The sequence below is a fragment of the Actinoallomurus sp. CA-150999 genome (assembly GCF_050942425.1).
Lineage (GTDB): Bacteria > Actinomycetota > Actinomycetes > Streptosporangiales > Streptosporangiaceae > Actinoallomurus.
Genome location: NZ_CP192063.1, coordinates 6,175,080 through 6,200,190, shown reverse-complemented (window position 1 = coordinate 6,200,190; position 25,111 = coordinate 6,175,080). Strand labels below are relative to the sequence as shown.

Sequence of the window (25,111 nt, the reverse complement as noted above, 5' to 3'; positions counted from 1 at the left end):
GTTCAAAGAAATTGCTCGCTACCGCCGCAGCCGCCTATCAGGCCTGTTGTGGTCGCAGCGGTGACTTCTGCACTGCGCGACGGCCTGCAGGCCGGTCCCATAGCGCTGGAGGCGCTGCAGACCAACGCGTTGCACGGCACTAGCCCGTCCGATGTTGTCTAATTCCCGGCCAGATCTGTATCACGAACTCAGACGCAAACCATATCGACCTCGACCAGGTCGGGCTCCGTCCGATCACAAATCCGGCGAGCTACAAAGGAGGTCACGTCCATGGGGCGGCGGGAACAGAAACTCGAAAAGAACCTACGGCAGGCCGAAGAACGGCTCGCCCAGGATCTGGGAGTGGCCAGTGTCCCGGCCATGCAACTTCTGGACATGGCGACGGGAGGCGCACCCCGGGGAAGCCTGCTGCCCAGAACCGAAATCGTCCCCTCGCGGTTCGGTCGCGTGAGCGTGCTGTCCGGTGGCACTCTGCCGTTCGGTGCCGTCCGGTTCGGCTACATCAACGTCACTGCACCCCGTCCTCTCGAGATGCAGCTGTTCGCCGTGAGCGTGTCCCAGAGCATGAGCGTGCCCGGAGGGGTGTTCGCAACCAGCGTCGCCCTCGCGGTACCGCTCCGCAAGCCAGTGGCCGGGCCCGTCCGGCTGGGTGATCAGTCTGTATTTGAGGGAGACGCCACGACGGCGGCACTCCTCAACTCCGACCCGGACCTGCTCAAGGCGGCCTCTCGCTTGCCGGTCACGCGAGCCAGCACCGGCAAGATGGTCGGGAAGATCAACCGTCACCTGGTCATCCAGCCTCTTCCCGACGGACAGGCCGTCCTCACCCTGCGAACCCTCCCGGACATTCTCATGACCCGGACCGGTTACCGCGCGGGGAAGGCATTGGAATTCGCGGCGGCGCTGGAGGCTCGGCTCTGAGCAGGGGACGCGATGACAACAACCCTCGTACATGGCACCTTCATGCTGACGCTGCTGGTGGTCACCTATCTGATCGCGGCCCCGTGTGCTGACGGCCATCTGGAAGCGGCCCTGTCTCACTTCATGGGGTGGGGGCGCCAGGTGGTGACTGTCAGTTGTGCAGGATCGTGGCGCGGAGCAGGTCGAGGTTCGCTCGGCCGTACATGATCCTCTTCAAGTATTCGATCTTGCGGTGATGCGAGCGGAGGTCTCCTCACCAAGCCGTACGTACACCCCGAGGCTGGCCAGGTGGGCGTGGCGGGATTTGGCCTGCAGTTCGGGGGCGGTGCGCCCGGCGGCGGCCAGGCGTTGCAGCGCGGAGTGGCGCAGCTGGTCCAGCGTCCACCCAGGGTGCCGAACACTGTGTCACCTCATGCGACCTGGGCGTATTCGTGGAGGACGATCAAGTACAGCAGCCGCAGAGCCATCCTGCCGGAGCTGAGCCGCTGAGCACGGCGAAACCCCAGATCAAGCCCTGTGACACGATATTCGGCACCCACAAGCTTCGTTAACGACGTTTCGAGGACCTCACCGCTGGACCACGCGACTCACGCTCAACGGCACCCACTCGGGGGGATCTCTGCAGGACGGACGGCGGGAAGATCCGAAGTCCTCTGCGAACCGGCCGAAAAGGCCACCTCGCGGGCCGTGGTGTCGAGAATCGTTCGATCTTCTACGCGGGCTGCTGGAAAAACCTTGTTGCGCCGGGTGCTCTTCGCGCTGGGAGAATTCCCGGATGAGCACACGTCGATCGTTCCTGCTGCCACCGCGCATGACCACGACGGGCCGGCTTCTGGCAGAGGCGGCCGTATGGCGGGGAATGGACGTGCGCACACTGCCCGGACATCCGATCCCTGCCGACCTGAAGGGGCACGCCCATCTATACGGCGGCGAACGTTTCGCCGAGGCGGTGGCGTCCGCGCTGGACATGGCGTTGTTGGATCCGCCTCTCGATCTGCTTGCGGCTCTGCCCGCGTACTTCACCGGTAGGCATGTCGAGCTGATCACTCTGGGCCAGGCTCGGGGGCACCGCGTCCCTCGCTTCGTCAAGCCGGCCGCTGGGAAGCTATTTCCGGCTGGAGTGCGTCCGGACGGCACCGGTCTGCCATCGGACCTTCCCGCCGAACTCCCTGTGTTGTCTGCCGAACCGGTCGCATTCGCTGAGGAGTACCGCCTCCATATCCTGGACGGCGAGGTGCACGCCGCGAGCCGCTACGCGGTTTTCGGGGTTCTCGACAGCGCGCCGCTGCCGCCGGGGCATCCCGCGCTCGGCTTCGGCGTCGAGCTGGTGAACCATCTGGTGAGCGGTCTGCCGAGCGGTGTCGTGGTCGATGTCGGAATCCTCTCTGACAGCGGCCGGTTCGCGGTCGTCGAGGCCAATGAGGCATGGTTCAGCAACGCTTACGCCGCGGACGCCGAGCATGTCCTGGACGTCGTCCTGCGGGCTGCTGGACCCGCGCCCGAAATACGGGACACCGATCGGCCCTTCGTGCGAAGGGCAGCGGAGATACACAACGACGACGCGATGCCGTCGACTCAGCAACCGGGAACGTCACGCCATCGTTCCGCAGGGCGCACGGCAATTACATAGGCGCCCAACGGCAGGGTAGACCCGGAAACGCGAGGCTCCCCTGGATGGGACACGTTAGCGGCCGTCAGGCTGCGGTCCATCTCCCCGTCGAACAGCATCTGATCGACCGATACCCCGCCGAGTACGCCAGATACCTGCGGCAAGCAGAAGATGCCGCCGCCGTATCGGCGTCGACCGCGGCCTCACCGGACGCAGATCGGCGACCGACGCACCCCGCGGCGTTCGACATTTACGCCGCCGTCCTGGCCCAATACGACTGGGACGTGAGATGGATCTTCGGCGGCCACCGCGTCTGGCTCGACGCCTGGCCGAAAGCCGAGCAGATCACGGCGGAAACGCCTGCGAGGAGACCTGCCTGGCGTGACGGCGGCCGGCTTATCGCTATCGCCGTACGCAATCGCACCAGCGCGCCGGAAGTCATCGGGAACACTACCGCCGCTTGGAGTGCCTTCCGCTCCTCCAGGACGCGCGCGATGTCGACGTAGCCAGACCTCTCCGATAGGTACGACGTACGATCCGGGTCTGACGACCGCGGCTGCGACAAGGAGTGACGATCATATTGTGTCCCGCCCGTGAGGGCCGGCTCGTCAACAGGAAACGTCGATGACCGACTGGGGGCTCCCCACGGACCTCGATCTGGACCGCCTGATGCCCAGATCCTTCTCGCACTTCCCCCGGCAGGTGTTCCGCAGCGTCCGTCTGGCCACACGGCTGATCGAGGCGCTGACAGTGATCCACTCCGGTTATCCGACGGTGCTGGTACTCGCCGCTGCGGGCTGTGTCGTGCTCGACCTGCGCATCGGATCGTTCTCCAGCAGATCCCGCCCGGGGCGGCTGGCGGTCCGCCTCCTCTTGGACACCGCCGACGTGGCGTTGTGGGCGATCGCCCTGCACGGCGCCGCGGACATCGCGGCGGCCGTCGCCACGCCACTCGCCTTCGAGGTCGGGCTCTGGTACCGCCGGTTGTTCCTCCTGGTGCCCGCGCTGGTCGGCACGGTGACACTCGTGGCGCTGCACCTCGCCGGGTATCCGCTGGCACCGCTGGTCTACCTGTGGCCGGCCACCTGGGGGGCGGTGGGCGTACTGGCGTCGTACGTCCTCCGGGCACGCTGGCGCGGCGAGGCCAGGTCGGTGCGTGACGCCATCGAGGCAGCGGTCGGCCAGGCGGAGCTGTCGGGCCAGAACAGTGTCGCGATGGGCGCCGACTCGGTGGTCGACCTGCTCGTCCGCACGGGTCCACTGATCTCGACCTACGAGCCGAGGCCCCGGCCGTTCCCCTTCTCCGACTGGAAGGCCGAGCTCGCCGAGGCGTGCTCGCGCCAGGCCACGTATCTGGGCGTCGTGCTCATCCGATGGCAGCGCCTGTACAACAGCCGGAGCCCTGACCTGTCCGCCGACGTGGAGCTCCGGGTACCGCCGGGGGCAGGGACGCTGCTGCTGTCGTCGGCCCAGGCGGAGCGCCTGCAATGGTTGCTGGAGGAGCTCGCCCCGCGCGGGACGGTGCCGGTCGAGGTTCCGGCACAGGGGCCGGTCGGCGCCGAGCAGACCGTCGTGGTGGGCACGACGCGCTTGGTGATACCGGCCGACCGCGGGCCACGGCCGCGCCCGCTGCAGATCGCACCGTTCGCGTTGGGCGCGGGCGCCGTCCTTACGCTCATCCACTCGCTGCCGCAGTGGGAGGCCACGCCCCTGTGGGTGACGGTTCCCTTGGCCGTCGTTCTCGGCGTGGTGTGCTGGCTAGGCCTGACGCGGCCCGGCACGGACCCGGCCGCCACCGCGGCGAGGCTGGTGATCATCGGCCTCGTACTCGGCGCGACCGACGCGGTGCTGTCGACGGCGTTCATGCGCCCGGACAGCGACCGGTTGCCGTTCACGTTCTTCCCACAATGGTTCGGCCCGCTGTTCTTCGCGCACGCCGGTGACCTGTCGCGTCGGCGGCGGGTGCTCGTGCTGGTCGGCGCGGTGCTGGCCGTGGGAGCCGGCATGTTGGCGCTGCCGAGGGGCTTCTCCATCATCGACATGCTGATAGGCCTCCCATGGCTGATCAGCCCGACCGCCATGGTGCTGGGCCTGCGGCGGCTCATGGAGGCCGACTCCGCCGAGCTGCGAGCGGAGATGGAACGCGTCCACAACGGTGCCGTGGCGGAGGGCTTCCGCCGGGGGCGGCGGCTCGTCATAGGGCTGACCTCCGAGGCCGTCCAGCAGGTACGGGACCGCTACCGGGCGGCTCGGGCGTCGATTCCCGCGGAGATCAGGGTGGAGATCGAGCGTCGCCTCGACGAGGTCGGCACCCTGCTGTCCGCCCTCGGCACCGACTGAGCGAGCGCCCCTGTAGCAGGCCGTGCCGGATCCATCCGGCTCGAGCATGCGTCGAATATCCCGTCGGCAAACGTGAGCGATGCTCGAGAACGCCATACTCGATGGTCATTTGCGGCGGTTTCCAGCATCATTGAGAACGGTCGGTTCCCAGTGCGGGAGGCGGAGATGGCGCAGACAGGTGGCGCGCGCACGGGTGTGATCGTTGTTGACGATGATGCGGTGAACCGCCTGGGCATGGCGGCGGTGCTATCCGAATCCGAGCAGATCCGCGTGATCGCCGGCTTCGACCACGATGAGGCCATGACCGTCACCGACCCGTGGCACGAGGCCGACGTCGTGCTTGTCGACGCGGCCGATCATCGCCGTGAGCACGACCAGTTTCCCGGCGTGGCGGTCGTCGATCACATCCGGCGGCACGGGTCTGATCGGCTCATCATCATCGCGGTGACCGGGCACTTCTTCGACGACGCCGTGCGCCGCCGGATGCGCGAGGCGCGCGCCGACTTCTTCTACCATCGCGCCGACATGGCCGACCCCGAAGCGCTGCGGGGCGCCGTCCTCCGGCCCCAGGCCGCTCGCTGGCAAATTCCCGGTCCGCGCGACCCTGAGACGCAGTTCCGGCATGGCGTCACCGACCACACGCGCGTCAACCAGGCCGTCGAGTACGCTGTCCAGAACGCCATCGAGGATCGGCTCGCCGAACGCGCCGATCCACGGAGCCGCCGCTGGCTGCGGTTGCGGGCGGAGTTCAACCAAATCGCGCGGCTGACGCCGGTCACCGGTGACGGCCGTCTCCCGGACCGTAGGCAGGACCAGCCCTCGCTGCCGCAGATCTCCCGCTTCATCTCCTGGGCCATGAAGGTGAAGGAGCCCAAGTCCCGCGGCGAATGATCCCACGGGACACCGGAGAAGAGTCGCCTCTTACCTGCTGGATTGCTCACCAGAGTATGGCCACGGCGTGATCCATGGCTTCAACGACATCGGGTTCAAAGCCCTGGACCCAGAATGGAGAGGGAGCAGACACATGATCAGGCGGGCCCGACTCCCAAGAGCAGCGTCCCACCGCGCGGCGCCGATGCTCGAGCGCCTCGATCAGTCGGTCATCGTGTGGTTCGCAGTGTGGCGGTGAACAATTCCATCCGGCCGGTTCGAGTGTCGTTCCACAGTGGGTGGAACCGGTCGCCGGCGGCGGTAAGGCCTTGGTGGTCGCCGAGGTAACCATCGGGGGCAAGGGCTGCGTCGAACGGGCGGCTGGTCAGGGTGTGTCGACGAAAGCCGGTACCGCGCGGCTGGGCGGTGTACATCTGGACTTCGACTTCGGTGCGTCGTACGGCGATGACCGACACCGCGAGCCGGCCGTGATCGTCCACCGCGACCATGGGTTGCAGGTAGACCACCTCGGAGCTGCTGGTCAGTTCGGTGGCGCTCCAGCGTCGTCCCTGGTCGGCTGATGTGCAAAGGCGCACCGTGAAGTGGGCTGTAGCGGGGTCGTAGTCGGGGAAGGCGGCATAGACGGTGCCGTCGGGTGCGACCGCGATGGTGGGGGTCGATTTGGTGTTGACCGCCAATCCGGGGGGAGGCTGGTCGGGCGGGGTCACACGGCCGACGGTGACGGGGGCGCGGAAATCGGTGCCGTGGTCACAGGAGGTCATCACCTGTACGGTCCAGCTGCCGTCGGCCTGGGATACCTGGTAGATGATGTGGACGGTGCCGTCGGGTCCGGTCGCGGTCATCGGCACTCGGCCGGTCGGGTCGAGGAATCGCGGTGGCTGGAAACTTCGGCCCCCGTCGGTGGAGCGGCTGAACGCCAGCCCGTTGGCCAGTCCCGGGCCATCGGCCCAGGCGACGTACAGGTGGTGCGGGGCCTTGGGTGATCGGCTGGCGACCAGCCATGTGTGGTCGACGGTCCCGGTCCGTATGGGGAGCGGCTCGCCGAAGGTACGGCCGCCGTCATCGGTACGCCACAACAGGATGCTCGAGTCGGCCAGGTCCTTGGTGGCGCTGCGGATGCCGCAGACGAAGCCACGACCGTGCTGGTCGTAGGCCACGGTCACGTCGGCGTCGTAGGCGGGGGTGAGGCCGGGAAGCAAGCCGTTGCCGCGCCACGTCGCGCCGGCGTCGAAGGAGGCGTAGGTGGCCAGGCCCCGGGCGTTTCCTCGTTGCACGATGGCGGCGCCCAGGAGATTACGCGGATCACGTGGGTTGGCCGCCAGGTGAGGTTCGACATGGACGTCGAACGCATCGTTGCTGACCCGTACGTTCGGCGGAGGGACGATGAAGGACGCGGCGGAGGATATGGCGGCGTCGGCGTTGCCGGACCAACGCCAGGCCGGCCCAGCGGCGGCGAGCGCGCCGCAGGCGGCGGCACCGCCGAGCAAGGTCCTACGTGACAGTGGGGTGTTGTGAGAAGCCATGGCAGTACCTCCAGGCGTTCTGGCCAATGTCGGATTCAGGCGTCGTGGTATCTCCGGACGAGAGCATCGGTGGAGGCAGCGCGTCCCCGGGCCGGGTCCGTCATTCGCCGTGCAGGGCTTTGGTGACCTTGGCTCGGGCGGCCCAAGTCGCAGGAAGGAGGGCGCCAGACAGCTTCGCAGTAAACTGGCGCACACCGTCCGTGGTGAGCCGGGACACCAGAAGCCTGTAGTTCGTGTAACGCCAAGATCCATGCAGCACTCGCGCACGTTCGGTCGAGTCAGCGTGGTCGCCCAGTCTTCTCTGTATCTGTGACGCCACCAGAAGTGGTACACGGTGGCCGCCTCCAAACAAAAGTGGCGTAGGGTCCGGTGACAGAACATGGTCGCCCGGCCGGATGGTTCAGTTCCCTCCGGTCGGTCCCTGCCAGATGGTGATGTCCAGCGTCATGTAGGTGGACGGGCTGTCCGAGGCGCTCCTGCGCGCCACCCGCACCAAGACGATGAGCCCGTTGTCGTGGTGGGTCAGGCAGAAGGCACTGCCGGCGGGCAGCCCCGACGGCGAGATGCCGGCCAAGCCGGCGTTGGCGATGTAGCGGGTGTCGCCCCGGCACGTTTCGTACGTCCGGGGCTGCGCGGGCGACAGCAGCGCGGCGTCGTAGTAGACACTCGGCAGCAGGCCGACGACGGGCTGATACGCCAGGTCCGCGCCGGTCATGTCGACTGGCCGCAGGGGCCGGTCGGAGAAGTTGATCCCCTTCCACAGCGGAAGATCGATCCCGCGCTGCCGCAGCAGCTGCCGTCCCGCGCTCGCGGCGGGCGCGGTCGAACCCGGCGTACGGGCCGCCGCGGAGCCGTTTCCCGACGTGCCCGCCCCGGTGTGGTTCCGGTGCAGCAGGACAGCCGATGTCACCGCGGCCGCCACCAGGACGGCTGCCAGGGTGGAAACGGCGATGACCGGCCCGCGCCACTGCGGACGCCGCTGCGTGGGAACCGTAGGAGCATGGGTCGGCGTGATCGTCGGTACGTGACCGAAAGCGGGCGGCGTTGCCGGAGCGGTAGGCGGCTGAGGAGCTGGCCGCGGCGGGGGCGGCGCCGCGCCGCGCAGGTCGGAGGCGATCGGCCCGGGTAGCCAGCCATCGGCGAACAGCGGCGATGCCTGCTGGCACAGGTCACGGTAGGTGGCGTGGACCTCGTCGAGCCCGGGGCGGTCCGCCGGGTCTTTGGCCAGGCACCGTGCCGCCAGGTCGCGGAGCGGGTCAGGACAATCACCGAGGTCGGGGTCGGCGTTGAGGATCTGCTGCAACACTCCTGGACCGTCACCGAACGGTGCGTGGCCCGTGGCGGCGAAAACCGTCAGCAGGCCGAGCGCGAACACGTCGGTGGCGGGTGTCGCCGGAGCACCCGTCACCTGCTCGGGTGCCATGAAGGCGGGCGTGCCGACGTGCCCGCCGGTGCGGGTGAGCGGCGTGGCTTCCAGCGCACGTGCGATGCCGAAGTCGATCACGTATGGGCCGTCGAGGGTGACAAGGACGTTGGACGGCTTCAGGTCACGGTGCACGATTCCCGCGCGGTGAATCGCCTGCAGCGCTTCGGCGACGCCTGCCGCCAGCGGTGGGATGGCGTCGGCCGGCAGCCGGCCATGACGGTCGATGAGCTGGGCCAGCGATGGCCCGGGAACATAGGCCGTGGCCAGCCAAGGAGTGGGACCGTCGAGACGGTAGTCGATCACCGTCGCCAGATGGGGACCCTGCACCCGCAGCGCGGATTCGACCTCCCGGGCGAACCGGTGACGAAAGTGCGGATCGTCGGCGTACTCGGTCCGGATTACCTTCAGCGCGATTGCCCGCCCCCCGGGGGTGTGGGACAGGTAGACCTGCCCCATCCCGCCCGCACCCAGCCTGGCCGCGATCCGGTACCCGCCGATCGTCTCCGGATCTCCTGGACGCAGCGGCGTGAAGGGAGACTCACGGTTGCGGGCGGTCACAACGCATCCTCGATTCCTGTAGACGACGGCCGATTTGGCGCGGCCTTCCATTCTCGTCCTCCGGGGTGCGCGATCTGCGGCCGCGGAACGCGCGTCCGCGCGTGGGTCGCGTCGTCGGCTCCGGCGGTGTCGAGCGGCCTATTGGGCGAGGTCGTGCACGCGAACGGTGTGGATGTCACGGCGGAGAAGGTGCGCTGCGGGATGCAGAGGATCATCGATCCGTCCGGCTATATCGGCTGGCACGCGCAAGGCCAGTTCTGCGTCATCACGGTCAAGGTCACGAACACAGGCAAGGAAGGGCCAGCATGTCCGAAGAAAACCCCAGGCCAAGCAGCCCAAAACATACAAGCGCAGGTCAGGGGCGGGTGCGAAGTGTGGGTGGTTCCGGGCAAGTGCGGAGGCTGCCGGGCGCTTGGGGGCGTAACGCGTAACGGTTACATCGCTGGCCTGCTGGGGGCTGACCAGGTACGGCCGAGTCGTCACTACGTGAAACCTGTGGGCGCACGGTCGGCGTAGCGCCGGCTTGCGTCGGTTCTTCCGGTGGCATCCCACTCGTGGCGACAAGCCGGGGACGACTCCCCAGTCCCAGGGCGGGTGCATCCGGCTTCAGCTAAGAGCGGCTGCGGTTCAGCTGCGCGAGCTCCCCCAGATCGAGCTGCTGCGAAAGCATCCGGTAGGGGTACATCTCCGGCGGCGGCGTGTGCGCGGCCAGCCGCATGTGCTCCGCTTCCGTTAGCGTGATGTCCATCGCTCCGAGCAGGCCCTCGAGTTGGGCGAAGGTGCGGGGGCCGACGATCGGCGCGACGACGCCCTCGACGCCGAGGAGCCAGGCGAGCGCGACCTGCGCGATCGTCGCACCCTTGTCGCGCGCGATCGCTTCCGCCTCATCGACCACGCGGAAGTTGCGCTCGATCGCGCGGCGGTGGCGCGCCTCCTCGAGACTGTCCCCGGCGCCGGCCATCCGCGAGCCCGCCGGTGGTTCGGCGTCGCGCGAGTACTTCCCGGTCAGGAAGCCGGCCCCGAGCGGCCCCCACGGAATCACGCCGATGCCGGCGGCGCGGCAGAACGGCAAGACCTCCACCTCGATTGAGCGCTCCACGAGCGAGTACTGCGGCTGCAGTGAGACGAACGGCGCCCAGCCGTTGCGGTCCTGCAGCCCGACCGCCCAGGCGAGCAGCCACGCCGGGAAGTTCGAGGCGCCGAGCGCCCGTACCTTGCCCGCGCGCACAAGGCCGTCGAGCGCCTCCAGCGTGTCCTCAAGCGGCGTGTCGGGGTCCGGTGCGTGGACCTGATAGAGGTCGATCACGTCGATGCCCATCCGCCTCAGGCTCGCGTCGCACGCCGCGCGCACGCGGTCGGGCGCGAGGCCCTTCCCGGGCGGGTCGGAGACTGGCATGCCGACCTTCGTGGCCACAACGACCTCATCCCGGTGCGAGGCCAGCCACGGCGCGAGCGTGCGCTCGGACTCCCCGTCGCCGTACACGTCCGCGGTGTCGAGGAAGTTGCCGCCGGCCTCGAGGTAGCGGTCCAGCATCCGGTACGACTCGTCGCGCGGTGTCCGGCCGCCCATGAGCATCGTGCCGAGGCTGAGCCGGGTCACCTGGAGCGGGCCAAGATTCCTGGTGCCCATCGGGGATGTCGCCTTCTCCGTTGTCATGCGGGAGAGGCTATGAGCGAGCCGCTGATGCGTCCAATGTGTAAATCGTTGTTATCTCATAGCGTCTTGCGCATGATGTCGACCTCACAGCGCCAGCTGCGCGCCCTGTTGATGGTTGCGGATGAACTGCACGTGGGCCGTGCGGCCGAGCGGCTCGGCGTCACCCAACCCTCGCTTAGCCGGCAGGTCGCCGCCATCGAGAAGGACCTCGGCATGCCTCTCTTTTCTCGGGCACGAAGGCGATTCGTCCTGACCCCGGCCGGTGAGATCGTGGTCGCCGGGGCCCGCGAGCTGCTTCACCGGGGCGACGAAGTCATACGCGACGCCAAACGCGCCCACGCCGGCGAGGTCGGCTCCCTCCGGCTGGGATTCGTCCAGTCGGCCCGCTCGTAGCAGCCCTCCCGGCGACCCACCGGCTCGCGGGGTACGAACGAGTTCCCCTCGCCGCACTGGCCGACGAGTCGTTCGTGCTCTATTTCCGAGATTCCGGGCCGATCGTCCATGACACGATCATCGGTTGCTGTCTGGCCGCAGGCTTCAGCCCACGGATCGTGCAGGAGGCCCAGCTCCAGACCATCCCCGCACTCGTCGCCGCCGGCCTGGGCATCTCCCTTCTCATCTCACCAACACCACCGCACGATCCGAGCCAGGTCGTCTACCGCCCGATCCAAGACGACCTCCCACTCTGGGACATGGCACTCGCCTGGTCGCCGAGCAACCAGTCGCCGACCGGTTGGTGTGATTGTGAGATCGGTTGCGGCGCGGTGGCGAAGCCCAGGGAGCCCGCTGACGCTCCCGACGTCGGCCTGACGACCTGGCGTCTCGGTATTTGGGATCAAACGCAGCGCACCCTCAACATCATCAACACTGGCAGCCCAGAACCCGCCCCCGGCCACACCGGCGATCCTCGGCAGACGGACACGGCACGTGAGGCCACAGAGGCTCAGGAGGATGCGTGACCGACAAAATCACCCTCGCCGACCGTATGAAGGAGTACGAGCAGGCCACCCGAACGGTCCTGCCGCGCCGAACCTTCGCCATCATTCGAAGTGATGGGAGGGCCTTCCACAGCCTCCTCCGCCACGCCGAGAAGCCCTTCGACGAGAACGTCATCGCCGCCATGGACGCCGTCACCACGGCGTTGTGCGAGGAGATCTCAGGGGCCGTGTTCGGCTACACCCAATCCGACGAAGCCTCCATCCTTTTGACGGACTTTGCCGCGCCCGGCACGGAGCCGTGGTTCGCAGGCGGCGTGCAGAAGATGGTGTCCATCGCCGCTTCGGTCGCCACCGTCGCGTTCAACGACGTCTACGAGCGCGCCGGCCGGGCACTGTTCGATGCCCGCGTCTTCACGATCCCCGACCCGGTCGAGGTCGCGAACTACTTCCTCTGGCGGCAGCGCGACGCGGTCCGCAACTCCATCAGCATGGCCGCGCAAGCACACTTCTCCCACAAGCGTCTCCACCGAGTGAACACAAATCAGATGCAGGAGCTTCTCAGGCAGGAGAAGGGCATCGACTGGAACGACTACCCGACCGGTTGCAAGCTGGGTCGTGTCGTCACGCGGAAGACTGGTGAGCGCCCGGTCACCTACACGGACCGCCGTACGCAGCAGGAGGTCACCACGACGGCTGTGCGCTCGTGGTGGGAGACCGAGCCGGCGCCGCACTTCGCCGCAGACCCGGACGGCTGGCTCGCTGCAACGATCCCCGTCATGCCCGCCATCGACGCCGGGAGGCCGGTATGACCGACTCCAGCCCTGTCCCGCTGCTGGGACTGCGGTGGTTCCGGACAACTCTTCCGCCGTGACGGTTATCCGCAGGCGAACATAATCGCCTGGCCGACTGTCACCCCGACCCGACACAATGATCCTATGACTTCCCAGCTTCCAAGCGGTGGTGTCCTCCTCGACCGGGACGGCGTGCTGTACCCGGTCGAGGAAGATGAGCACCTTGTCCGACTCGCAGACGGGCGCTTCGTGTGTGTCCGACCCTCACACGAAGGCATGGCCTGCCGCGTGGAACTCGCGGCGTAACGCTCGCAACAGTTCCGGCGTGGCGCAATTGGACATAGCGGCCACCTGCGTGCAAAGATCTGAATCAACATCGAGACATCTGCCTCCGAGACGCATGTAGCGCCGGGGGCTTTCTACTTTTTCGGGAGTGGCCATGCTCCCGGCACATGATTGTCGCCGCCGGGAGTAATTCACCGCAGAGGGCGGCGCGGCCATCCTAGAAGCCAAAGCGGATCCGAAGTGCAGCGCTGGTTTGCTGTACATCAACTGAACCGAGGTGTGAGGGATGCGCATGAACGGCTGGGGATGGTACTGGGCCGCCTGGATCGTCATCGGGTTCGCTGTCCCCGAGACCATCGCGCTCATCCGCAACCCGAAAGACACGCTCTCCGATACGGTCTGGCGCTGGTTCGGCGTGCAGGAAGGAATGCCGATCTGGCACTGGTCGGTGCTGCACATCGCCCTGCTGCTGTTCATGGTGTGGCTGTTCGGCCACTTCGTCTTCGGCATCTGGCGCTGACGGCACTGCGGCCCCCGGCATCGTTCGTCGGCGATCAGTTCGAAGGTGGCCCACTCGTCGCGACCGCGTTTCGGCGAGAAGGCATCGCCGTTTCTCCCTTTCAGGGGGTCTCGGTCAGCAGTTCCGCCGTCTCGCGGACGGGGAAGAGACAGGCGACCGCGTGCCGAGGCACGTCCTTTTCCTCGAGCGGCGGCCGGGTCTCGGCACAGTCGCTCCGAGCGGCCGGACAGCGGGTACGGAACATGCAGCCGGAGGGAGGTGAGGTCGGCGATGGCGGTTCACCTCGCAGGACGACGCGGCGGCGTGCTCGCTCGGCCTTCGGATCGGCGATCGGCGCGGCCGACAGGAGGGAGTGGGAGTAGGGATGCCGCGGATTCGTGAACAGTTCCTCGGCGTCGGCGAGTTCGACGATGCGGCCGAGGTTCATGACCGCCACACGATCGGCGATCTGGCGCATCATCGACAGGTCGTGTGAGACGTACAGGTAGGCGAGGCCGCGTTCGCGCTGCAGTTTCTTGAGCAGGTTGGTGATCTGCGCCTGGATGGAGACGTCCAGGGCGCTGGTCGGCTCATCACAGATGACGAGTTTGGGCTCTAGCGCCAGGGCGCGGGCGATGCCGATGCGCTGCCGTTGCCCGCCGGAGAACTCATGCGGGTAACGGTCCTGCGTGGAGGTGTCGAGCCCCACGGCGTCCAGCAGTTCGGCCGCTCTTTCGCGGGCGGCGGCTCGGCCGCGTCCGCCCCGTGGCACCTTACGGTGGGTGATCAGCGGCTCCGCGATGATCTGCCAGATCCGCATCCGCGGGTTCAGGCTGGCGTACGGATCCTGCAGGACGACCTGGAGGTCCTGTCGTACGGAGAGCATGGCGCGCTTGGGCAGCGTCAGCAGGTCGCGGCCGTCGAACCAGACCTCTCCGGCGGTGGCGTCGATGAGCCGCAGGATCACGCGGGCGAGGGTGGTCTTGCCGCAGCCGGACTCACCGACCAGTCCGAGCGTCTCTCCGGGATGGACGTCCAGGGACACGTCGTCGACGGCGACGACGGGCGCGCCATGACCGATCCCGCGGCCCGGGAACTCCTTGCGGACGCCGCGCAGGGACAGCAGCGGCTCGGGCGCGGCGTTCATCGGTTCTCCTTCGCGGATCGAGTGGCCACGCTGCCCGGCCCGTCGGCCCCGGTCGTGCGGCCGCCTTCGGGGAGAATGCAGGCGGCGTCGTGACCGGGGGCCTTCTCTTCCAGCGGCGGCGTCTGCCGCGTGCACTGCGGCACGGCGAACGCGCAGCGCGGGTGGAACGCGCACCCGGAGGGCGGATCGAGCAGGTTGGGCGGTGTGCCGGGGACCGGATCGAGGTCCGCGCCGCCGGGTACGTCCGGACGGGGCATGGAGGCGAGCAGGGCACGGGTGTACGGCATCAACGACCGTTCGAACAGGTCATCGACGCCGGCCGACTCGACGGGCCGCCCGGCGTACATGACCAGGACCTGGTCGGCGGCCTGCGCCACGACGCCGAGGTCGTGTGTGATCAAGAGGATCGCCATCCCGAACCGGTCTTGGAGATCCGCCATCAGCTCCATGATCTGCGCCTGTACGGTGACGTCCAGGGCGGTCGTGGGTTCGTCGGCGATGAGAAGCCGCGGCCTGCAGGCGAGCGCCATGGCGATCATCGCGCGCTGGCGCATGCCTCCGGAGAACTGATGGGGGTACTGACCCGCCCGATCCTCCGGATTGGGGATGCCGACCTCGCGCAGCGCGGCGACCGCTCGTTCGCGCGCCTCGCCGCGCGACAGTGATTGGTGCCGGCGCAGCGACTCGGCGATCTGCGCGCCGATGGTCTTGACCGGGTTGAGGCTGGTCATCGGATCCTGGAAGATCATCGCGATCTCGTTGCCGCGGACCCGGCGCATTTCGCGTTCGGGGAGTTTCAGCAGGTCGCGCCCGCCTGCGATGATCGCACCGCCGGTGTACACGCACGGTGGGGTCGGGTGCAGCCGCAGGACGGAGAGCGCGGTGGCCGTCTTGCCGCTGCCGGACTCGCCGACGATGGCGAGGGTCTGGCCCTCATCCACCGACAACGACACGCCGTTGACGGCGCGGACCGTTCCGGTGTCCAGCCGAAACTCCGCGTGCAGGTCGTTGATCTCGAGTACGGGCACGGCTACTCACGCTCCCGGTCCAAGAGGCGGCGGGCGATTCCCTCGTAGCTGTCGACGGCGTCGGCGACCACCCGTCCGGGCAGCGCGACGCACTCGGCGAGCCGATCGATGGCGCTCACCGGCCGTTGTCCATACGGTCGCCGAACCACTTCAGCAGCTCATCCGGGTCGGCTCGGACGTCGCCTGCGGGTGGGGGCGCCGCGCGTACGAGAACGTCGGGCTGCTTCTGCCCGGACCCGGTGATGACCGCGACGACCGTGTCGTTCTCGGACACCCAGCCCTGGGACCGGGCCCGTAGCAGCGCGGCGACCGAGGCCGCCGCGGACGGCTCGGCCGTCACGCCCTCGGCGCCGAGGAGCCGCATGGCCTCGAACAGGTCACCGTCGTCGACCGCGACCGCACGGCCGCCCGACGCGTAGATCGCGGAAAGCACGCGGGTTCCCCCCTGGATGGGGGCATCGCCGGCGATGCTCTGTGCCACGGTACGGGTGGCGTCACCGTGCGGTGCGGCGGAGGGAAGCCCTTCGTTGAAGGCTCGCACGATGGGCGCCGAGGCACTCGGCTGCACGCCGATCATGCGGGGCAGCCGGTCGATGACCCCCATCTGCCGTAGCTCCCGAAAGCCCTTCCAGGCCCCCCACAGGCCACCGCCCGTGCCGACGGGGTGCACCATGACGTCGGGGGCCTTCCAGCCGAGGGCCTCGCAGATCTCATACGCGTAGGTCTTCATCCCCTCATGCCGGATCGGGTTGATGAAGTTGACGAATGAGTACAGGCCGGCCCTGGTCAGCGCGCTGACACTCGCGAAGATCTCCAGGCTGGAGCGGTACTGCAGCCGCAGCACCCGCGCACCGTAAAGGCCGATCGCGGCGATCTTCGACTCGTGGGCGGAGTCCTCCACCAGCACGGTGGCGTCGATTCCGGCCCGTGCCGCGTACGTCGCGAACGATGCACCGGCGTTGCCCGAGCTGTAGGTGAACGCCTGCTTCACCCCCAAGGCGCGGGCATAGCCGACCGCGATCGCGAAGCCCCGGTCCTTGAAGCTGCCGGTCGGCATCAGCGTGTCGTTCTTGATCATCAGGTTGGGGATGTTCAGCGTCTCGCCGAGACGGCGGGTGGTGAGCAGCGGCGTGTCGCCCTCGCCCAGGTAGAGCGGCTCGGTCCCCTCAGGGACCGGGAGCAGATCGGCCCAGCGCCACACGCCGATCTCCCGGTGCTCCGCCGCGCGGGCGAGGATGTCGCGTGCCGGCACGCGGGTCAGGTCGTACGCCATCTCGAGCAGCCCGCCGCACGCGTCGCACAGCAGGGCCGGGACGTCCGCCGGAGTGCGCGCGTGGCAGTCGTCGCAGACGTAATGGGAGGCCAGATTCATTTCTTGTACGCCTTCGGGTCGGCGACGTCGCGGAGCATGTCGCCGGTTACGTTGATCGCCAATGTCGTGAGCATGATCGCAACGCCGCTGAACACCGCGATCCACCAGGCGCTGCGCAGATAGAGCTGGCCGTCGGCGAGCATGCCTCCCCAGGTCGGTATGGACGGTGGTACGCCGAGGCCCAGATAGCTGAGCGACGCCTCGGCGACGATCATCGCCGCCACCTGGAGGGTGCCGATGGTCATCAGCGGTGCGGTGAGGTTCGGCAACAGGTGACGGACCATGATCTGTCGGTCGCTGTCGCCGATCGCGCGCGCCGCCACGACGAATTCCCGTGAGCGCAGCGACAGGACCTCGGCGCGTACGACACGGGCGTAAGACACCCAGCCGGTCAGGCCGAGCACGAGGATCAGGATCCAGACGCCGGGCTGGACCACAGCGATGATCGCGAGGGCGAGCAGGATCGTGGGAAAGGCGAGCTGGATGTCGGCCAGGCGCATGAACACCTGCTCGCGCCAGCCGCGGTAGTAGCCGCTGATCACGCCGATCGCCGTCCCGACGACACCGGACAACAGCGTCGCGGCGACGCCGACCAGCAGCGAGATCCGCGCGCCGTAGATGATCCGGCTCAGCACGTCGCGGCCGAGCTTGTCGGTGCCGAGCAGGTATCCGGGCTGATGCCCGGCCGACCAGAACGGCGGGCGCAGTTTGAGATCCAGGTGCTGGGCGTTCGGGTCGTGGGGTGCGATCAGCGGCGCGAAGACGCCGACCACCACGACCAGCACGAGAACACCGAGCGCGACCTTGGCGGCGTGGTTGCGGCGCAGCGCCCGCCGTACACCGGACAGCATCGAGGCCGACACGGGCCGGGCCTTGGAGGTGGCGTCCATCGTCACGGTGGCCATCAGCTCAGCCTCACTCGAGGGTCCAGAACGGCATAGGAAAGGTCGACGACGAGGTTCACCACGACGAACACCGATGCCAGGAAGAGCACGCTCGCCTGCATCAGCGGGTAGTCGCGGTAGGTGATGGCCTCGATCGTGAGACGCCCGACGCCGGGCCAGGAGAACACCTGCTCGGTGAGGATCGCCCCGCCGAGCAGGCTTCCGATCTCCAGGCCCACCACCGTGATCACCGGCAGGGAGGCGTTCCGCAGGCCGTGCGACATGACGACCTGCAAGCCGGACAGTCCCTTGGCCCGTGCCGTACGGATGTAGTCCTCGCCCAGCACGTCGACCAGCGACGACCTCAACAGTCGCGCGATCATCGCCATCGAGTACAGCCCGAGCGTGACCGCGGGCAATACGAGATGGGACAGGTCACCCATGCCCGAGGCCGGCAGTACCTGCAGGTTCACGGAGAAGACCAGGATGAGCAGGATCCCGAACCAGAACGCCGGCGTCGACTGGCCCACCAGGACGACCGCCATCACGGAGGTGTCGGTGGCCGTCCCGCGCCGCAGCGCGGAGACGATGCCCGCCGGGATCGCCCCCACCAGTGCGACGACGAGGGCGCCGACCGCCAACTGGACCGTGGCGGGCAGTCGCTCGGCGATCACGTCGAACGCCGGGCGATGGAAGAACAGCGACTGCCCGAGGTCGAGGTGGAGCAGGCCGGTCATATAGGAGACGTACTGGCTCGCCAGTGGCCGGTTCAGCCCGAGAGCGGCCCGCAGCGCGCGTTCCTGGCCGGCCGTGGCGTCGGGCGGAAGCATCTGGCGTACGGGGTCGCCGGCGAGCCTGACCAGGAAGAACGACACGGTCGCGACGCAGAACAGCACCAAGACCGCATTGCCGATCCGGCGGCCGACGAACGACCACAGAGTGCGGTCGCCGATCGGCACGCGTGGCAGGCGCCGCATCGGGCGTGCCGCCAGGTCGGCGCTCATACGAGTTTGGCGCCCGCCAGCGCCAGAGTCCCGACGGAGTTCGTCTTCCACTGCACCCGATCGTTGATCGCGTACAGATTGCTGATCTGGTACAGGTACAGGAACGGCGCCTCGTCGATCATCAGCTGTTGGAGTTTCGTGAACGCCGCCTTGCGTTCGGCCTGGTCGATGGAGTTCTCCTCGACGTCGATGAGCTTGTCCGCAGCGGCGTTGTTCCAGCGACTCTGGCGGCGGTCGTGCCGGATGAAGGACTGCAGGTTGCTCTCGGCGTCCAGCGTCCAGCCGGTGTTGCCGACGAAGTACATCGGGCCGAGGGCCTGCTTGTTGGAGGACAGCAGTCGCTGCTTGAACGTTGCGGCGTCCATGAGCGACACGTCGGCCTTGACGCCGACCTTCTGCAGCTGGCCGGAGATGGCCTGCACCATGTCCTTGTCGGTCGAGGAGGCCGTCAGTTTGACGGTGAAGCCGGAGGCGTAGCCGGCCTGGGCGAGCAGATTCTTGGCCTTGGCCAGGTCGTAGGCGAAGGGCTGCGTCGAGGGATCGAAGCCGAATGACTGGTGCGGAACGAGCGTCGACTCCTGCTGCGCGGCCCCGTTGAGCACCGACTTGATCAAGGTCGGTACGTCCAGCGCGTGGTTCAGCGCCTGCCGCACCTCCTTCTTGGCCAGCGGCCCGCCGCTCAGCGTGTCGAGGGAGACGAAGAACGTGCGGATGCCCGGCGCGGTGACGACCTTGATGTCGGGCGTGCCGTTCAACTGCTGTGCCGCGTCGGGCGTCAGGCCGGAGACGATGTCCAGCTCGCCGGACTGGAGCGCGGCCAGGGATGCGGCCGGGTCGGGCATCACCTTGATGGTCAGCTTGTCGAAGGCCGGCCTGCCGCCCCAGTACTTCGGGTTGGCGGTCAGCACGATCTGGCCGTCGCGCTGCCAGGACTGGAAGACGAACGGGCCGGTGCCCACCGGCTTGGCGGCGAACGCGGCGTCGCCCTGGCCCTTGATGTAGCCCGGTGGCACGATGACGCCGCCGAACAGCGACATCTTCGCGGGCAGGATCGGGTCCGGCCGGCTGGTCAGCACCTCCACCGTGTGGGCGTCGACGACGTTGACCTTGGTGACGAGACGCAACTCGACGATGGGTGACTTGGTGGCCGGGTCGATGAGTCGCTCGATGCTGTACTTCACGGCGTTCGCGTCGCACGGCTCACCGTTGTGGAAGGTCACGCCGTTGCGCAGGTGGAAGCGCCAGGTCGTGGGGGACACCGATTCCCAGCGCTCGGCGAGGCCGCCGACAAGTTTGTCGTTGGCATCGTGCACGGTCAGCGTGTCGAAGACGTTGATGAGGACGTTCATCGAGAACAGATCGCCCTGCTTTTGCGGGTCCAGCGTCGTCGCGTCGACGGCCTGGGCGACCCGCAGCTCCTTACCGGCCTTGGTGGCGGGGTTGGACCCGGCCTTGCACGCGGAGAGCAGGCCTGGCATCGACAGTCCGGCGACGGCGAGGCCACCGAACCTGAGCAGGTCCCGGCGGCCCATCATGGTGCGCTCGGTCACGTGAGGGTTCCCTCCTCCCGCCCCGCCCGCGCCCTGGGTGACAACGAGGAAGGGCGAGGGATGGGACGTCGCACTCATCTGCGTTTCGTATTGTGGAACGGCATCTCGTATGGTTGAATATCGCGCATTGCGCCATTCCGGGTCAACCCTTGACGTTTGTTAGGTGCAGTCATGAACTCGGTTGAGAAGACGCTTGCCGTGCTGCGCGCGCTCTCGAGCCCGGACCAGCCCCGGCGGCTGGCCGACATCGCCGAACGGACCGGCATCAACAAGGCGACCGCGCACCGGATCCTGCAGATCCTCACCGCGGAGGGTTACGCGGTCACCAGAGGTGACGGGGCGTACGCGTCCGGCCCCGCGCTGCTCGCCCTCGCCGGCTCGGCTCTGGCCGACCGTGACCTGGGGGCCGTGGCCAAGCCCATCCTGGAGAACCTGCAGCGGCAGACCGGGCACAACGCGCACTTCGCCGTGCGCAGCGGCACGGTCGCGGTCTACCTCGCGAAGGCCGCGGGCCGGCAGCCGTACGAGATGTCCTCACGCGTCGGCATGCAAGTGGCCCTGCACTGCACGGCCATCGGCAAGGCGCTGCTGGCATCGCTGCCCGAGGAGGAGGTACGGGCGATCATCGCCGCGACGTCGCCGCTGATCCGGCACACCCCCGCGACGATCGTCGAGCCGGATCGCCTCTTCGAGGAACTGGCCGCCGTACGTCAGCGCGGCTACGCGGTCGATGACGAAGAGAACGAGCGGGACGTCCGCTGCGTCGGCGCCGTCGTGTGCGACCGGCAGGGCATTCCCATCGGCGCCGCCAGCGTGTCGGCGCTGACCTACACGCTGGACGACGACGACGTCGGGGTGCTCGGACCGCTCGTGGTGACGGCGGCCGACCGCATCTCCTCGGCGCTGGGGCGGCGGAACGACATATGACCCCCGAAACCCATCTCGCCCGCGCACTGCGCGAGCGCACGTTCTCGGGCGCGGCCTGGGCGTACGGCGGCAGTACGGGCACGGCCGCGAGCGGCACTCTCGGCAGCCTGTCGTGGGGCGGCGACCCGGTGCGCGAGGACACCCTGTGGGATCTGGCATCGGTGACCAAACCCATCGTCGGGCTCGCCGCCATGGCACTGGTCGAGTCCGGCGAGCTGACCCTGGACGACCCGGTCGCCGCACATCTGCCGGAGTACGCCGGCACGGACCTGGCCGAGCTGACCGTCTTCCAGCTCCTCACCCACACCTCCGGCCTACCGGGGCAAGAGCCGCTGTGGCGCCGCCACGGCATCCGCGAGGAACTCCTGGCCGCGCTGGGCCGTCTGCCGCCACGCTTCCCTCCAGGCACCGCCGTGGAGTACAGCTCGGCCGGTTTCATCCTGCTCGGTCTGATCGCCGAGCGCGCCGCAGGGACACCGCTCGACGTCCTGGTGCGTGAGCGCGTCACCGAACCCGCGGGCATGGACGCGACGCGGTACCTCCTGCCGAAGACGGACCGCCGGCGCGCGGCGGCCACCGAGGAGTGCCCGTGGCGGGGCCGAGTCGTCCAAGGCACCGTCCACGACGAGAACGCCGAGGTCCTCGGCGGCGTCGCCGGCCACGCGGGTCTCTTCGGCGCACTGCCCGACCTGGCCGCGCTCGGCGAGACCCTGTGCCGGGGCGGTCGCGGACGGCGCGGGCGAGTCCTCGGTGAACGCACGCTCGCGGTGATGACCGAACCCCGGACCGACCACCTGCCCCTGCGCAGGTCGCTGGCCTGGCAGGGCCGCGACCCGCACCACTGCAGCGGCGGCGACCTGCTCACCCCCGCGGCGTACGGGCACACCGGCTTCACCGGTACCAGTCTGTGGGTCGACCCGGAACTCGACGTGTTCGTCGTCCTGCTCACCAACCGCGTCCACCCGGTCCGTAGCTCCGACGCCATCACCCGACTACGACGGGTGTTCCACAACGCTGCCGTCACGGCCTGTCTGGCGGGGAGGTCCGCGTCATGATCCTCGGCGAGCCGCTGCGCGTCATCGACTCCGGTGCCGCACGCACGTGCCGGCTGGAGTCTCGCGCCGACGGCACCGTGTCGCTGTCACCGGACGAGCGACCGCCGGGCGAGCTGTGTGTGAGCCCCGGCTGGGTCGACCTGCACACGCACGTCTATGACGGCATGACGACCATCGGCGTGCCGCCGGACGACGTCGGCCTGGCCACCGGGGTGCACCTGGTCGCGGACGCCGGCAGCGCGGGTGCCGAGACACTGGACGGACTGGCGAAGTACGTAATTCCGGCCGCTGACGTACGCGTGCGGGCCTGGGTGAACATCGGTTCTTACGGTCTGGTGCACCTGCGGGAGACCGCCGACATCCGGAACGTCGACGTCGACGCCACGCTCGCGGCGATCGACCGGCACCGCCACATCGTCTGCGGCGTCAAGGTACGCTCCAGCGGGCTGATCGTCGGAGCGATGGGACTGCAGCCCCTGCAACTCGGCCGGCTGGTCGCTCGGGAGGCCGGGCTCCCGCTGCTCGTCCACATCGGAGAGCCGCCACCGTTGATCGAGGACGTGCTCGACCTGCTCGACGACGGCGACACGATCACCCACTGCTACCACGACAAGACCGGCAACCCCTGGCGGCCGGACGGCCGGCCCGAGCCGGCATTGGCGAGCGCGCTGAACCGGGGGGTGCTGCTCGACGTCGGTCATGGGGCCGCGAGCTTCAGCTTCGCCGTCGCGAGCCGGGCGATCGCGGCCGGATTCCCGCCCCACACCATCAGCACCGACGTCCACGTGCGCAATATCGGCGGGCCCGTGTACGACCTTCCCGCGACCATGACCAAACTGCTGAGCTGCGGCCTGCCGATCGAGTCCGTGATCGCGGCGGTGACGGAGCGGCCGCGTCGCATCCTGCGTACCCCCGAGCCCTGGATCGACGGCGATGGCACCGTACGGCACGCGACGGTGTTCCGCCTGACGCACTCCACCCCTCCGAAGCGCGTCTACCGTGACGCCGGCGGTGACGAACGGGCGCCCGCCTCGCACATCGTCCCGGTGGCGACCGTCACGAACGGGCACGTGACGTCGATCGATCCGCGCCAAGGTGTATAGCCGCCGCCGACCAGGACGCTTGCGGCGGGTCGGGCAACTCGGCGGATACGCCCGGGTCCGCCGGCGACGGCACGCTCACTCGTCTCGGGCGGCGCCAACCGAAGTCCGGCATGGTGTCTGATCAAGCGTCAGGCGGCGTGACGAGGACATGGCCGGGGATGTCGGTGCGCTCGGATTTGTACCAGTCCACGATCGCCGCGGCCCAATGGTCGACCGGGATCCGGCCATCGCCTGATTCGTCCAGTTCCTCGAACACGGCCGCGCTGTTGGCCTCCGCGAACCCGCTCGCGGTCATGCAGGTGAGGAAGTCGTCCCGTTCGACGTATCCGTCGTCGTTTCGGTCGACCAGCGCGGCCATTGATGTCGCGTAGTCGGTCACGGCCTGTTCCGCGTCGCCGGGGTCGCCTAACCTGGCGAGGTATTCGGCCAGGCTGATCCGGCCGTCGCCATCGGCGTCGAGAGACGCGCACAGGCCCGCCCAAAAGCGGTGATGCCCGTCGAGAACCGCCTGGCCCTTCGCCGACTCGCGCGGCTCGCCCAGTGCACTGAGCACCTTGGTGGCGAGCCGGTCGAAGTCGGTCTCGTCCAGGTAGCCGTTGTCGTCGGAGTCGAGTATGCGGAATCGCAGTAGCAGTCGTTCGTGGGCGCCGGAATCAACCTGTGCGGACTCGTGGTTCATGGGAACCTTCCGATCGCTAACTGTGATCAATAGCATACATTAAGTAAGTATTTGCGAGAAGCCTCAGTTGGCGTATCCCGGCGACGGTCGTCGAACAGTACGAGCGATCGCACTGGCGACCCGGGCTCTTTGGTCCTAATTCTCCTCGATCTTGATGCCGAACGCGGAGGCCAGGGCCGACACGAGGCTCTGCGCGTCGGCGGCCGACACGGTAGCGCCGCGAAGACTCTCGACGCCGCCGACGCCTGACAGATCGCAATCACTGAACCGGGCGTCGATGATCTTCGCCTGGGAGAACTGAGTGCCGATCAGGCGGCAGTTCTCGAACAGGACGCCGTTGAAGGTGGCGGCTTGGAAACTGGCCTCGGTCAGGTCGCAGTCGCGGAAGGTAACATCCCGCAGCGTCGACATCCGGAACCGGGCGAGGTTGGCGCGGCAGTCAGTGAACACGACATCGCGCATGCCGCAGTCGATCCATGCCAGCCCGGTGAGCCTGGAGTTCGCCAGGTGGGTGGCGGACATCTGCCCATCGACGATCTGCATGTTGGCCAGATCGCAGCGGGTCATCTCGACATCCTCGAGCCGGGCCCGCGGCAGAACCACATTGGGGATCTGAGCATTGGTGAACCGGCACCGATTCACCTCGATGTCCTCGGCCTGTATCCCGGTCCAGCCGCTGCCATGAAGTTCCAGGGACAACAACACCTGATCGTCTCCGACCGGTTGCTCGGCGACGGCGATGCGCGTCAGTTGGCGCGGGAGCCTGGGAGCGGTCGGCGTGCGACGCCGAGTCACGCCACGGGAGTTCGGCATTGTCCGAGCGTATCGGCGAACATCTGGAAGAAGCATGCCGCGCACGAGTCACCATCCGGGCAGATCGGACGCGGCTGACTGTCGACGGCGTAACGCCGACAGTCAGCGCAC

General features: G+C 68.1%; 23 protein-coding genes. 12 read left to right on the top strand and 11 right to left on the bottom strand.

Annotation, left to right across the window (positions count from 1 at the left end):
- Positions 1–270: 270 nt before the first annotated feature.
- The 5 genes from ACQP2O_RS28730 (at position 271) to ACQP2O_RS28710 (ending at position 5,761) form a co-directional block, all read left to right on the top strand.
- Entirely contained in the window at positions 271–921 is a 651-nt protein-coding gene (locus ACQP2O_RS28730; protein WP_433170360.1) for a hypothetical protein, read from the top strand.
- Between the two features lie 775 nt (positions 922–1,696).
- Positions 1,697–2,551, top strand: coding sequence for an ATP-grasp domain-containing protein (locus ACQP2O_RS28725; RefSeq protein ID WP_433170358.1), 855 nt, complete (start codon positions 1,697–1,699; stop codon positions 2,549–2,551).
- Between the two features lie 44 nt (positions 2,552–2,595).
- A complete protein-coding gene (locus ACQP2O_RS28720; RefSeq protein WP_433170356.1) occupies positions 2,596–3,036 on the top strand; it encodes a hypothetical protein in 441 nt (146 codons plus the stop codon).
- A gap of 118 nt (positions 3,037–3,154) precedes the next feature.
- A complete protein-coding gene (locus ACQP2O_RS28715; protein WP_433170354.1) occupies positions 3,155–4,870 on the top strand; it encodes a hypothetical protein in 1,716 nt (571 codons plus the stop codon).
- A gap of 72 nt (positions 4,871–4,942) precedes the next feature.
- Positions 4,943–5,761, top strand: coding sequence for a response regulator (locus tag ACQP2O_RS28710; RefSeq protein WP_433170352.1), 819 nt, complete (start codon positions 4,943–4,945; stop codon positions 5,759–5,761).
- Positions 5,762–5,970: 209 nt separating this feature from the next.
- Here the strand turns inward: ACQP2O_RS28710 and ACQP2O_RS28705 are convergent, their stop codons facing one another.
- The 3 genes from ACQP2O_RS28705 to ACQP2O_RS28695 form a co-directional block, all read right to left on the bottom strand.
- Positions 5,971–7,284, bottom strand: a complete 1,314-nt coding sequence (locus ACQP2O_RS28705) for a sialidase family protein (RefSeq protein ID WP_433170350.1) — start codon at positions 7,282–7,284, stop codon at positions 5,971–5,973.
- Between the two features lie 400 nt (positions 7,285–7,684).
- The gene (locus tag ACQP2O_RS28700) at positions 7,685–9,268 is read right to left on the bottom strand and encodes a serine/threonine-protein kinase (protein WP_433170348.1); all 1,584 of its coding nucleotides are present in this window, start codon (positions 9,266–9,268) and stop codon (positions 7,685–7,687) included.
- Positions 9,269–9,878: 610 nt separating this feature from the next.
- The gene (locus ACQP2O_RS28695) at positions 9,879–10,925 is read right to left on the bottom strand and encodes an aldo/keto reductase (RefSeq protein WP_433170346.1); all 1,047 of its coding nucleotides are present in this window, start codon (positions 10,923–10,925) and stop codon (positions 9,879–9,881) included.
- A 12-nt stretch (positions 10,926–10,937) separates the two neighbouring features.
- Between ACQP2O_RS28695 and ACQP2O_RS28690 the strand changes: the two genes are divergently transcribed.
- From ACQP2O_RS28690 to ACQP2O_RS28675, 4 genes are all read left to right on the top strand, one after another.
- Positions 10,938–11,318: a LysR family transcriptional regulator gene (locus ACQP2O_RS28690; protein WP_433170344.1), complete on the top strand. Its 381-nt coding sequence runs from the start codon at positions 10,938–10,940 to the stop codon at positions 11,316–11,318.
- A complete protein-coding gene (locus ACQP2O_RS28685) occupies positions 11,294–11,884 on the top strand; it encodes a LysR family substrate-binding domain-containing protein (protein ID WP_433191182.1) in 591 nt (196 codons plus the stop codon). The genes ACQP2O_RS28690 and ACQP2O_RS28685 overlap by 25 nt, the downstream gene beginning before the upstream one ends.
- Positions 11,881–12,672 carry a tRNA(His) guanylyltransferase Thg1 family protein gene (locus ACQP2O_RS28680; protein ID WP_433170342.1) on the top strand — a complete coding sequence of 264 codons (792 nt, stop codon included), beginning with the start codon at positions 11,881–11,883 and terminating at the stop codon, positions 12,670–12,672. Before ACQP2O_RS28685 ends, ACQP2O_RS28680 begins: the two co-directional genes overlap by 4 nt.
- A gap of 553 nt (positions 12,673–13,225) precedes the next feature.
- Positions 13,226–13,459, top strand: a complete 234-nt coding sequence (locus ACQP2O_RS28675; protein WP_433170340.1) for a hypothetical protein — start codon at positions 13,226–13,228, stop codon at positions 13,457–13,459.
- A gap of 100 nt (positions 13,460–13,559) precedes the next feature.
- Here the strand turns inward: ACQP2O_RS28675 and ACQP2O_RS28670 are convergent, their stop codons facing one another.
- The 6 genes from ACQP2O_RS28670 to ACQP2O_RS28645 form a co-directional block, all read right to left on the bottom strand.
- Positions 13,560–14,585, bottom strand: coding sequence for an ABC transporter ATP-binding protein (locus tag ACQP2O_RS28670; RefSeq protein ID WP_433170338.1), 1,026 nt, complete (start codon positions 14,583–14,585; stop codon positions 13,560–13,562).
- A complete protein-coding gene (locus ACQP2O_RS28665; RefSeq protein ID WP_433170336.1) occupies positions 14,582–15,613 on the bottom strand; it encodes an ABC transporter ATP-binding protein in 1,032 nt (343 codons plus the stop codon). The genes ACQP2O_RS28670 and ACQP2O_RS28665 overlap by 4 nt, the downstream gene beginning before the upstream one ends.
- 115 nt (positions 15,614–15,728) lie before the next feature.
- A complete protein-coding gene (locus tag ACQP2O_RS28660; protein ID WP_433170335.1) occupies positions 15,729–16,985 on the bottom strand; it encodes a threonine synthase in 1,257 nt (418 codons plus the stop codon).
- Positions 16,982–17,890: an ABC transporter permease gene (locus ACQP2O_RS28655; protein ID WP_433170334.1), complete on the bottom strand. Its 909-nt coding sequence runs from the start codon at positions 17,888–17,890 to the stop codon at positions 16,982–16,984. The genes ACQP2O_RS28660 and ACQP2O_RS28655 overlap by 4 nt, the downstream gene beginning before the upstream one ends.
- Complete coding sequence (locus ACQP2O_RS28650) at positions 17,890–18,873, bottom strand: ABC transporter permease (RefSeq protein WP_433170332.1); 984 nt, start codon at positions 18,871–18,873, stop codon at positions 17,890–17,892. The genes ACQP2O_RS28655 and ACQP2O_RS28650 overlap by 1 nt, the downstream gene beginning before the upstream one ends.
- Complete coding sequence (locus ACQP2O_RS28645; protein ID WP_433170330.1) at positions 18,870–20,423, bottom strand: ABC transporter substrate-binding protein; 1,554 nt, start codon at positions 20,421–20,423, stop codon at positions 18,870–18,872. The genes ACQP2O_RS28650 and ACQP2O_RS28645 overlap by 4 nt, the downstream gene beginning before the upstream one ends.
- Positions 20,424–20,594: 171 nt before the next feature.
- Here ACQP2O_RS28645 and ACQP2O_RS28640 point away from each other — a divergent pair, with 171 nt between their 5' ends.
- From ACQP2O_RS28640 to ACQP2O_RS28630, 3 genes are read left to right on the top strand one after another with little or no spacing between them, the layout of a single operon-like run.
- Positions 20,595–21,350: an IclR family transcriptional regulator gene (locus ACQP2O_RS28640; RefSeq protein WP_433170328.1), complete on the top strand. Its 756-nt coding sequence runs from the start codon at positions 20,595–20,597 to the stop codon at positions 21,348–21,350.
- Positions 21,347–22,405 carry a serine hydrolase domain-containing protein gene (locus ACQP2O_RS28635; protein ID WP_433170326.1) on the top strand — a complete coding sequence of 353 codons (1,059 nt, stop codon included), beginning with the start codon at positions 21,347–21,349 and terminating at the stop codon, positions 22,403–22,405. Before ACQP2O_RS28640 ends, ACQP2O_RS28635 begins: the two co-directional genes overlap by 4 nt.
- Positions 22,402–23,508 (top strand): hypothetical protein, encoded by a 1,107-nt coding sequence (locus tag ACQP2O_RS28630; protein WP_433170324.1) that lies wholly within the window; start codon positions 22,402–22,404, stop codon positions 23,506–23,508. Before ACQP2O_RS28635 ends, ACQP2O_RS28630 begins: the two co-directional genes overlap by 4 nt.
- Before the next feature lie 121 nt (positions 23,509–23,629).
- Here the strand turns inward: ACQP2O_RS28630 and ACQP2O_RS28625 are convergent, their stop codons facing one another.
- Together ACQP2O_RS28625 and ACQP2O_RS28620 are read right to left on the bottom strand one after the other, a co-directional pair.
- Positions 23,630–24,187, bottom strand: a complete 558-nt coding sequence (locus tag ACQP2O_RS28625) for an EF-hand domain-containing protein (RefSeq protein WP_433170322.1) — start codon at positions 24,185–24,187, stop codon at positions 23,630–23,632.
- A gap of 135 nt (positions 24,188–24,322) precedes the next feature.
- Positions 24,323–25,000 carry a pentapeptide repeat-containing protein gene (locus ACQP2O_RS28620; protein WP_433170320.1) on the bottom strand — a complete coding sequence of 226 codons (678 nt, stop codon included), beginning with the start codon at positions 24,998–25,000 and terminating at the stop codon, positions 24,323–24,325.
- Between the last annotated feature and the right edge of the window lie 111 nt (positions 25,001–25,111).

What these genes read in the sequence shown, in the direction of transcription:
- ACQP2O_RS28730 (WP_433170360.1), top strand. Translation starts at nt 271, where the DNA reads ATGGGGCGGCGGGAACAGAAACTCGAAAAGAACCTACGGCAGGCCGAA.
- ACQP2O_RS28725 (WP_433170358.1), top strand. Translation starts at nt 1,697, where the DNA reads ATGAGCACACGTCGATCGTTCCTGCTGCCACCGCGCATGACCACGACG.
- ACQP2O_RS28720 (WP_433170356.1), top strand. Translation starts at nt 2,596, where the DNA reads ATGGGACACGTTAGCGGCCGTCAGGCTGCGGTCCATCTCCCCGTCGAA.
- ACQP2O_RS28715 (WP_433170354.1), top strand. Translation starts at nt 3,155, where the DNA reads ATGACCGACTGGGGGCTCCCCACGGACCTCGATCTGGACCGCCTGATG.
- ACQP2O_RS28705 (WP_433170350.1), bottom strand. Translation starts at nt 7,284, where the DNA reads ATGGCTTCTCACAACACCCCACTGTCACGTAGGACCTTGCTCGGCGGT.
- ACQP2O_RS28695 (WP_433170346.1), bottom strand. Translation starts at nt 10,925, where the DNA reads ATGACAACGGAGAAGGCGACATCCCCGATGGGCACCAGGAATCTTGGC.
- ACQP2O_RS28690 (WP_433170344.1), top strand. Translation starts at nt 10,938, where the DNA reads ATGAGCGAGCCGCTGATGCGTCCAATGTGTAAATCGTTGTTATCTCAT.
- ACQP2O_RS28675 (WP_433170340.1), top strand. Translation starts at nt 13,226, where the DNA reads ATGCGCATGAACGGCTGGGGATGGTACTGGGCCGCCTGGATCGTCATC.
- ACQP2O_RS28670 (WP_433170338.1), bottom strand. Translation starts at nt 14,585, where the DNA reads ATGAACGCCGCGCCCGAGCCGCTGCTGTCCCTGCGCGGCGTCCGCAAG.
- ACQP2O_RS28660 (WP_433170335.1), bottom strand. Translation starts at nt 16,985, where the DNA reads ATGAATCTGGCCTCCCATTACGTCTGCGACGACTGCCACGCGCGCACT.
- ACQP2O_RS28655 (WP_433170334.1), bottom strand. Translation starts at nt 17,890, where the DNA reads ATGGCCACCGTGACGATGGACGCCACCTCCAAGGCCCGGCCCGTGTCG.
- ACQP2O_RS28650 (WP_433170332.1), bottom strand. Translation starts at nt 18,873, where the DNA reads ATGAGCGCCGACCTGGCGGCACGCCCGATGCGGCGCCTGCCACGCGTG.
- ACQP2O_RS28640 (WP_433170328.1), top strand. Translation starts at nt 20,595, where the DNA reads ATGAACTCGGTTGAGAAGACGCTTGCCGTGCTGCGCGCGCTCTCGAGC.
- ACQP2O_RS28635 (WP_433170326.1), top strand. Translation starts at nt 21,347, where the DNA reads ATGACCCCCGAAACCCATCTCGCCCGCGCACTGCGCGAGCGCACGTTC.
- ACQP2O_RS28630 (WP_433170324.1), top strand. Translation starts at nt 22,402, where the DNA reads ATGATCCTCGGCGAGCCGCTGCGCGTCATCGACTCCGGTGCCGCACGC.
- ACQP2O_RS28625 (WP_433170322.1), bottom strand. Translation starts at nt 24,187, where the DNA reads ATGAACCACGAGTCCGCACAGGTTGATTCCGGCGCCCACGAACGACTG.
- ACQP2O_RS28620 (WP_433170320.1), bottom strand. Translation starts at nt 25,000, where the DNA reads ATGCCGAACTCCCGTGGCGTGACTCGGCGTCGCACGCCGACCGCTCCC.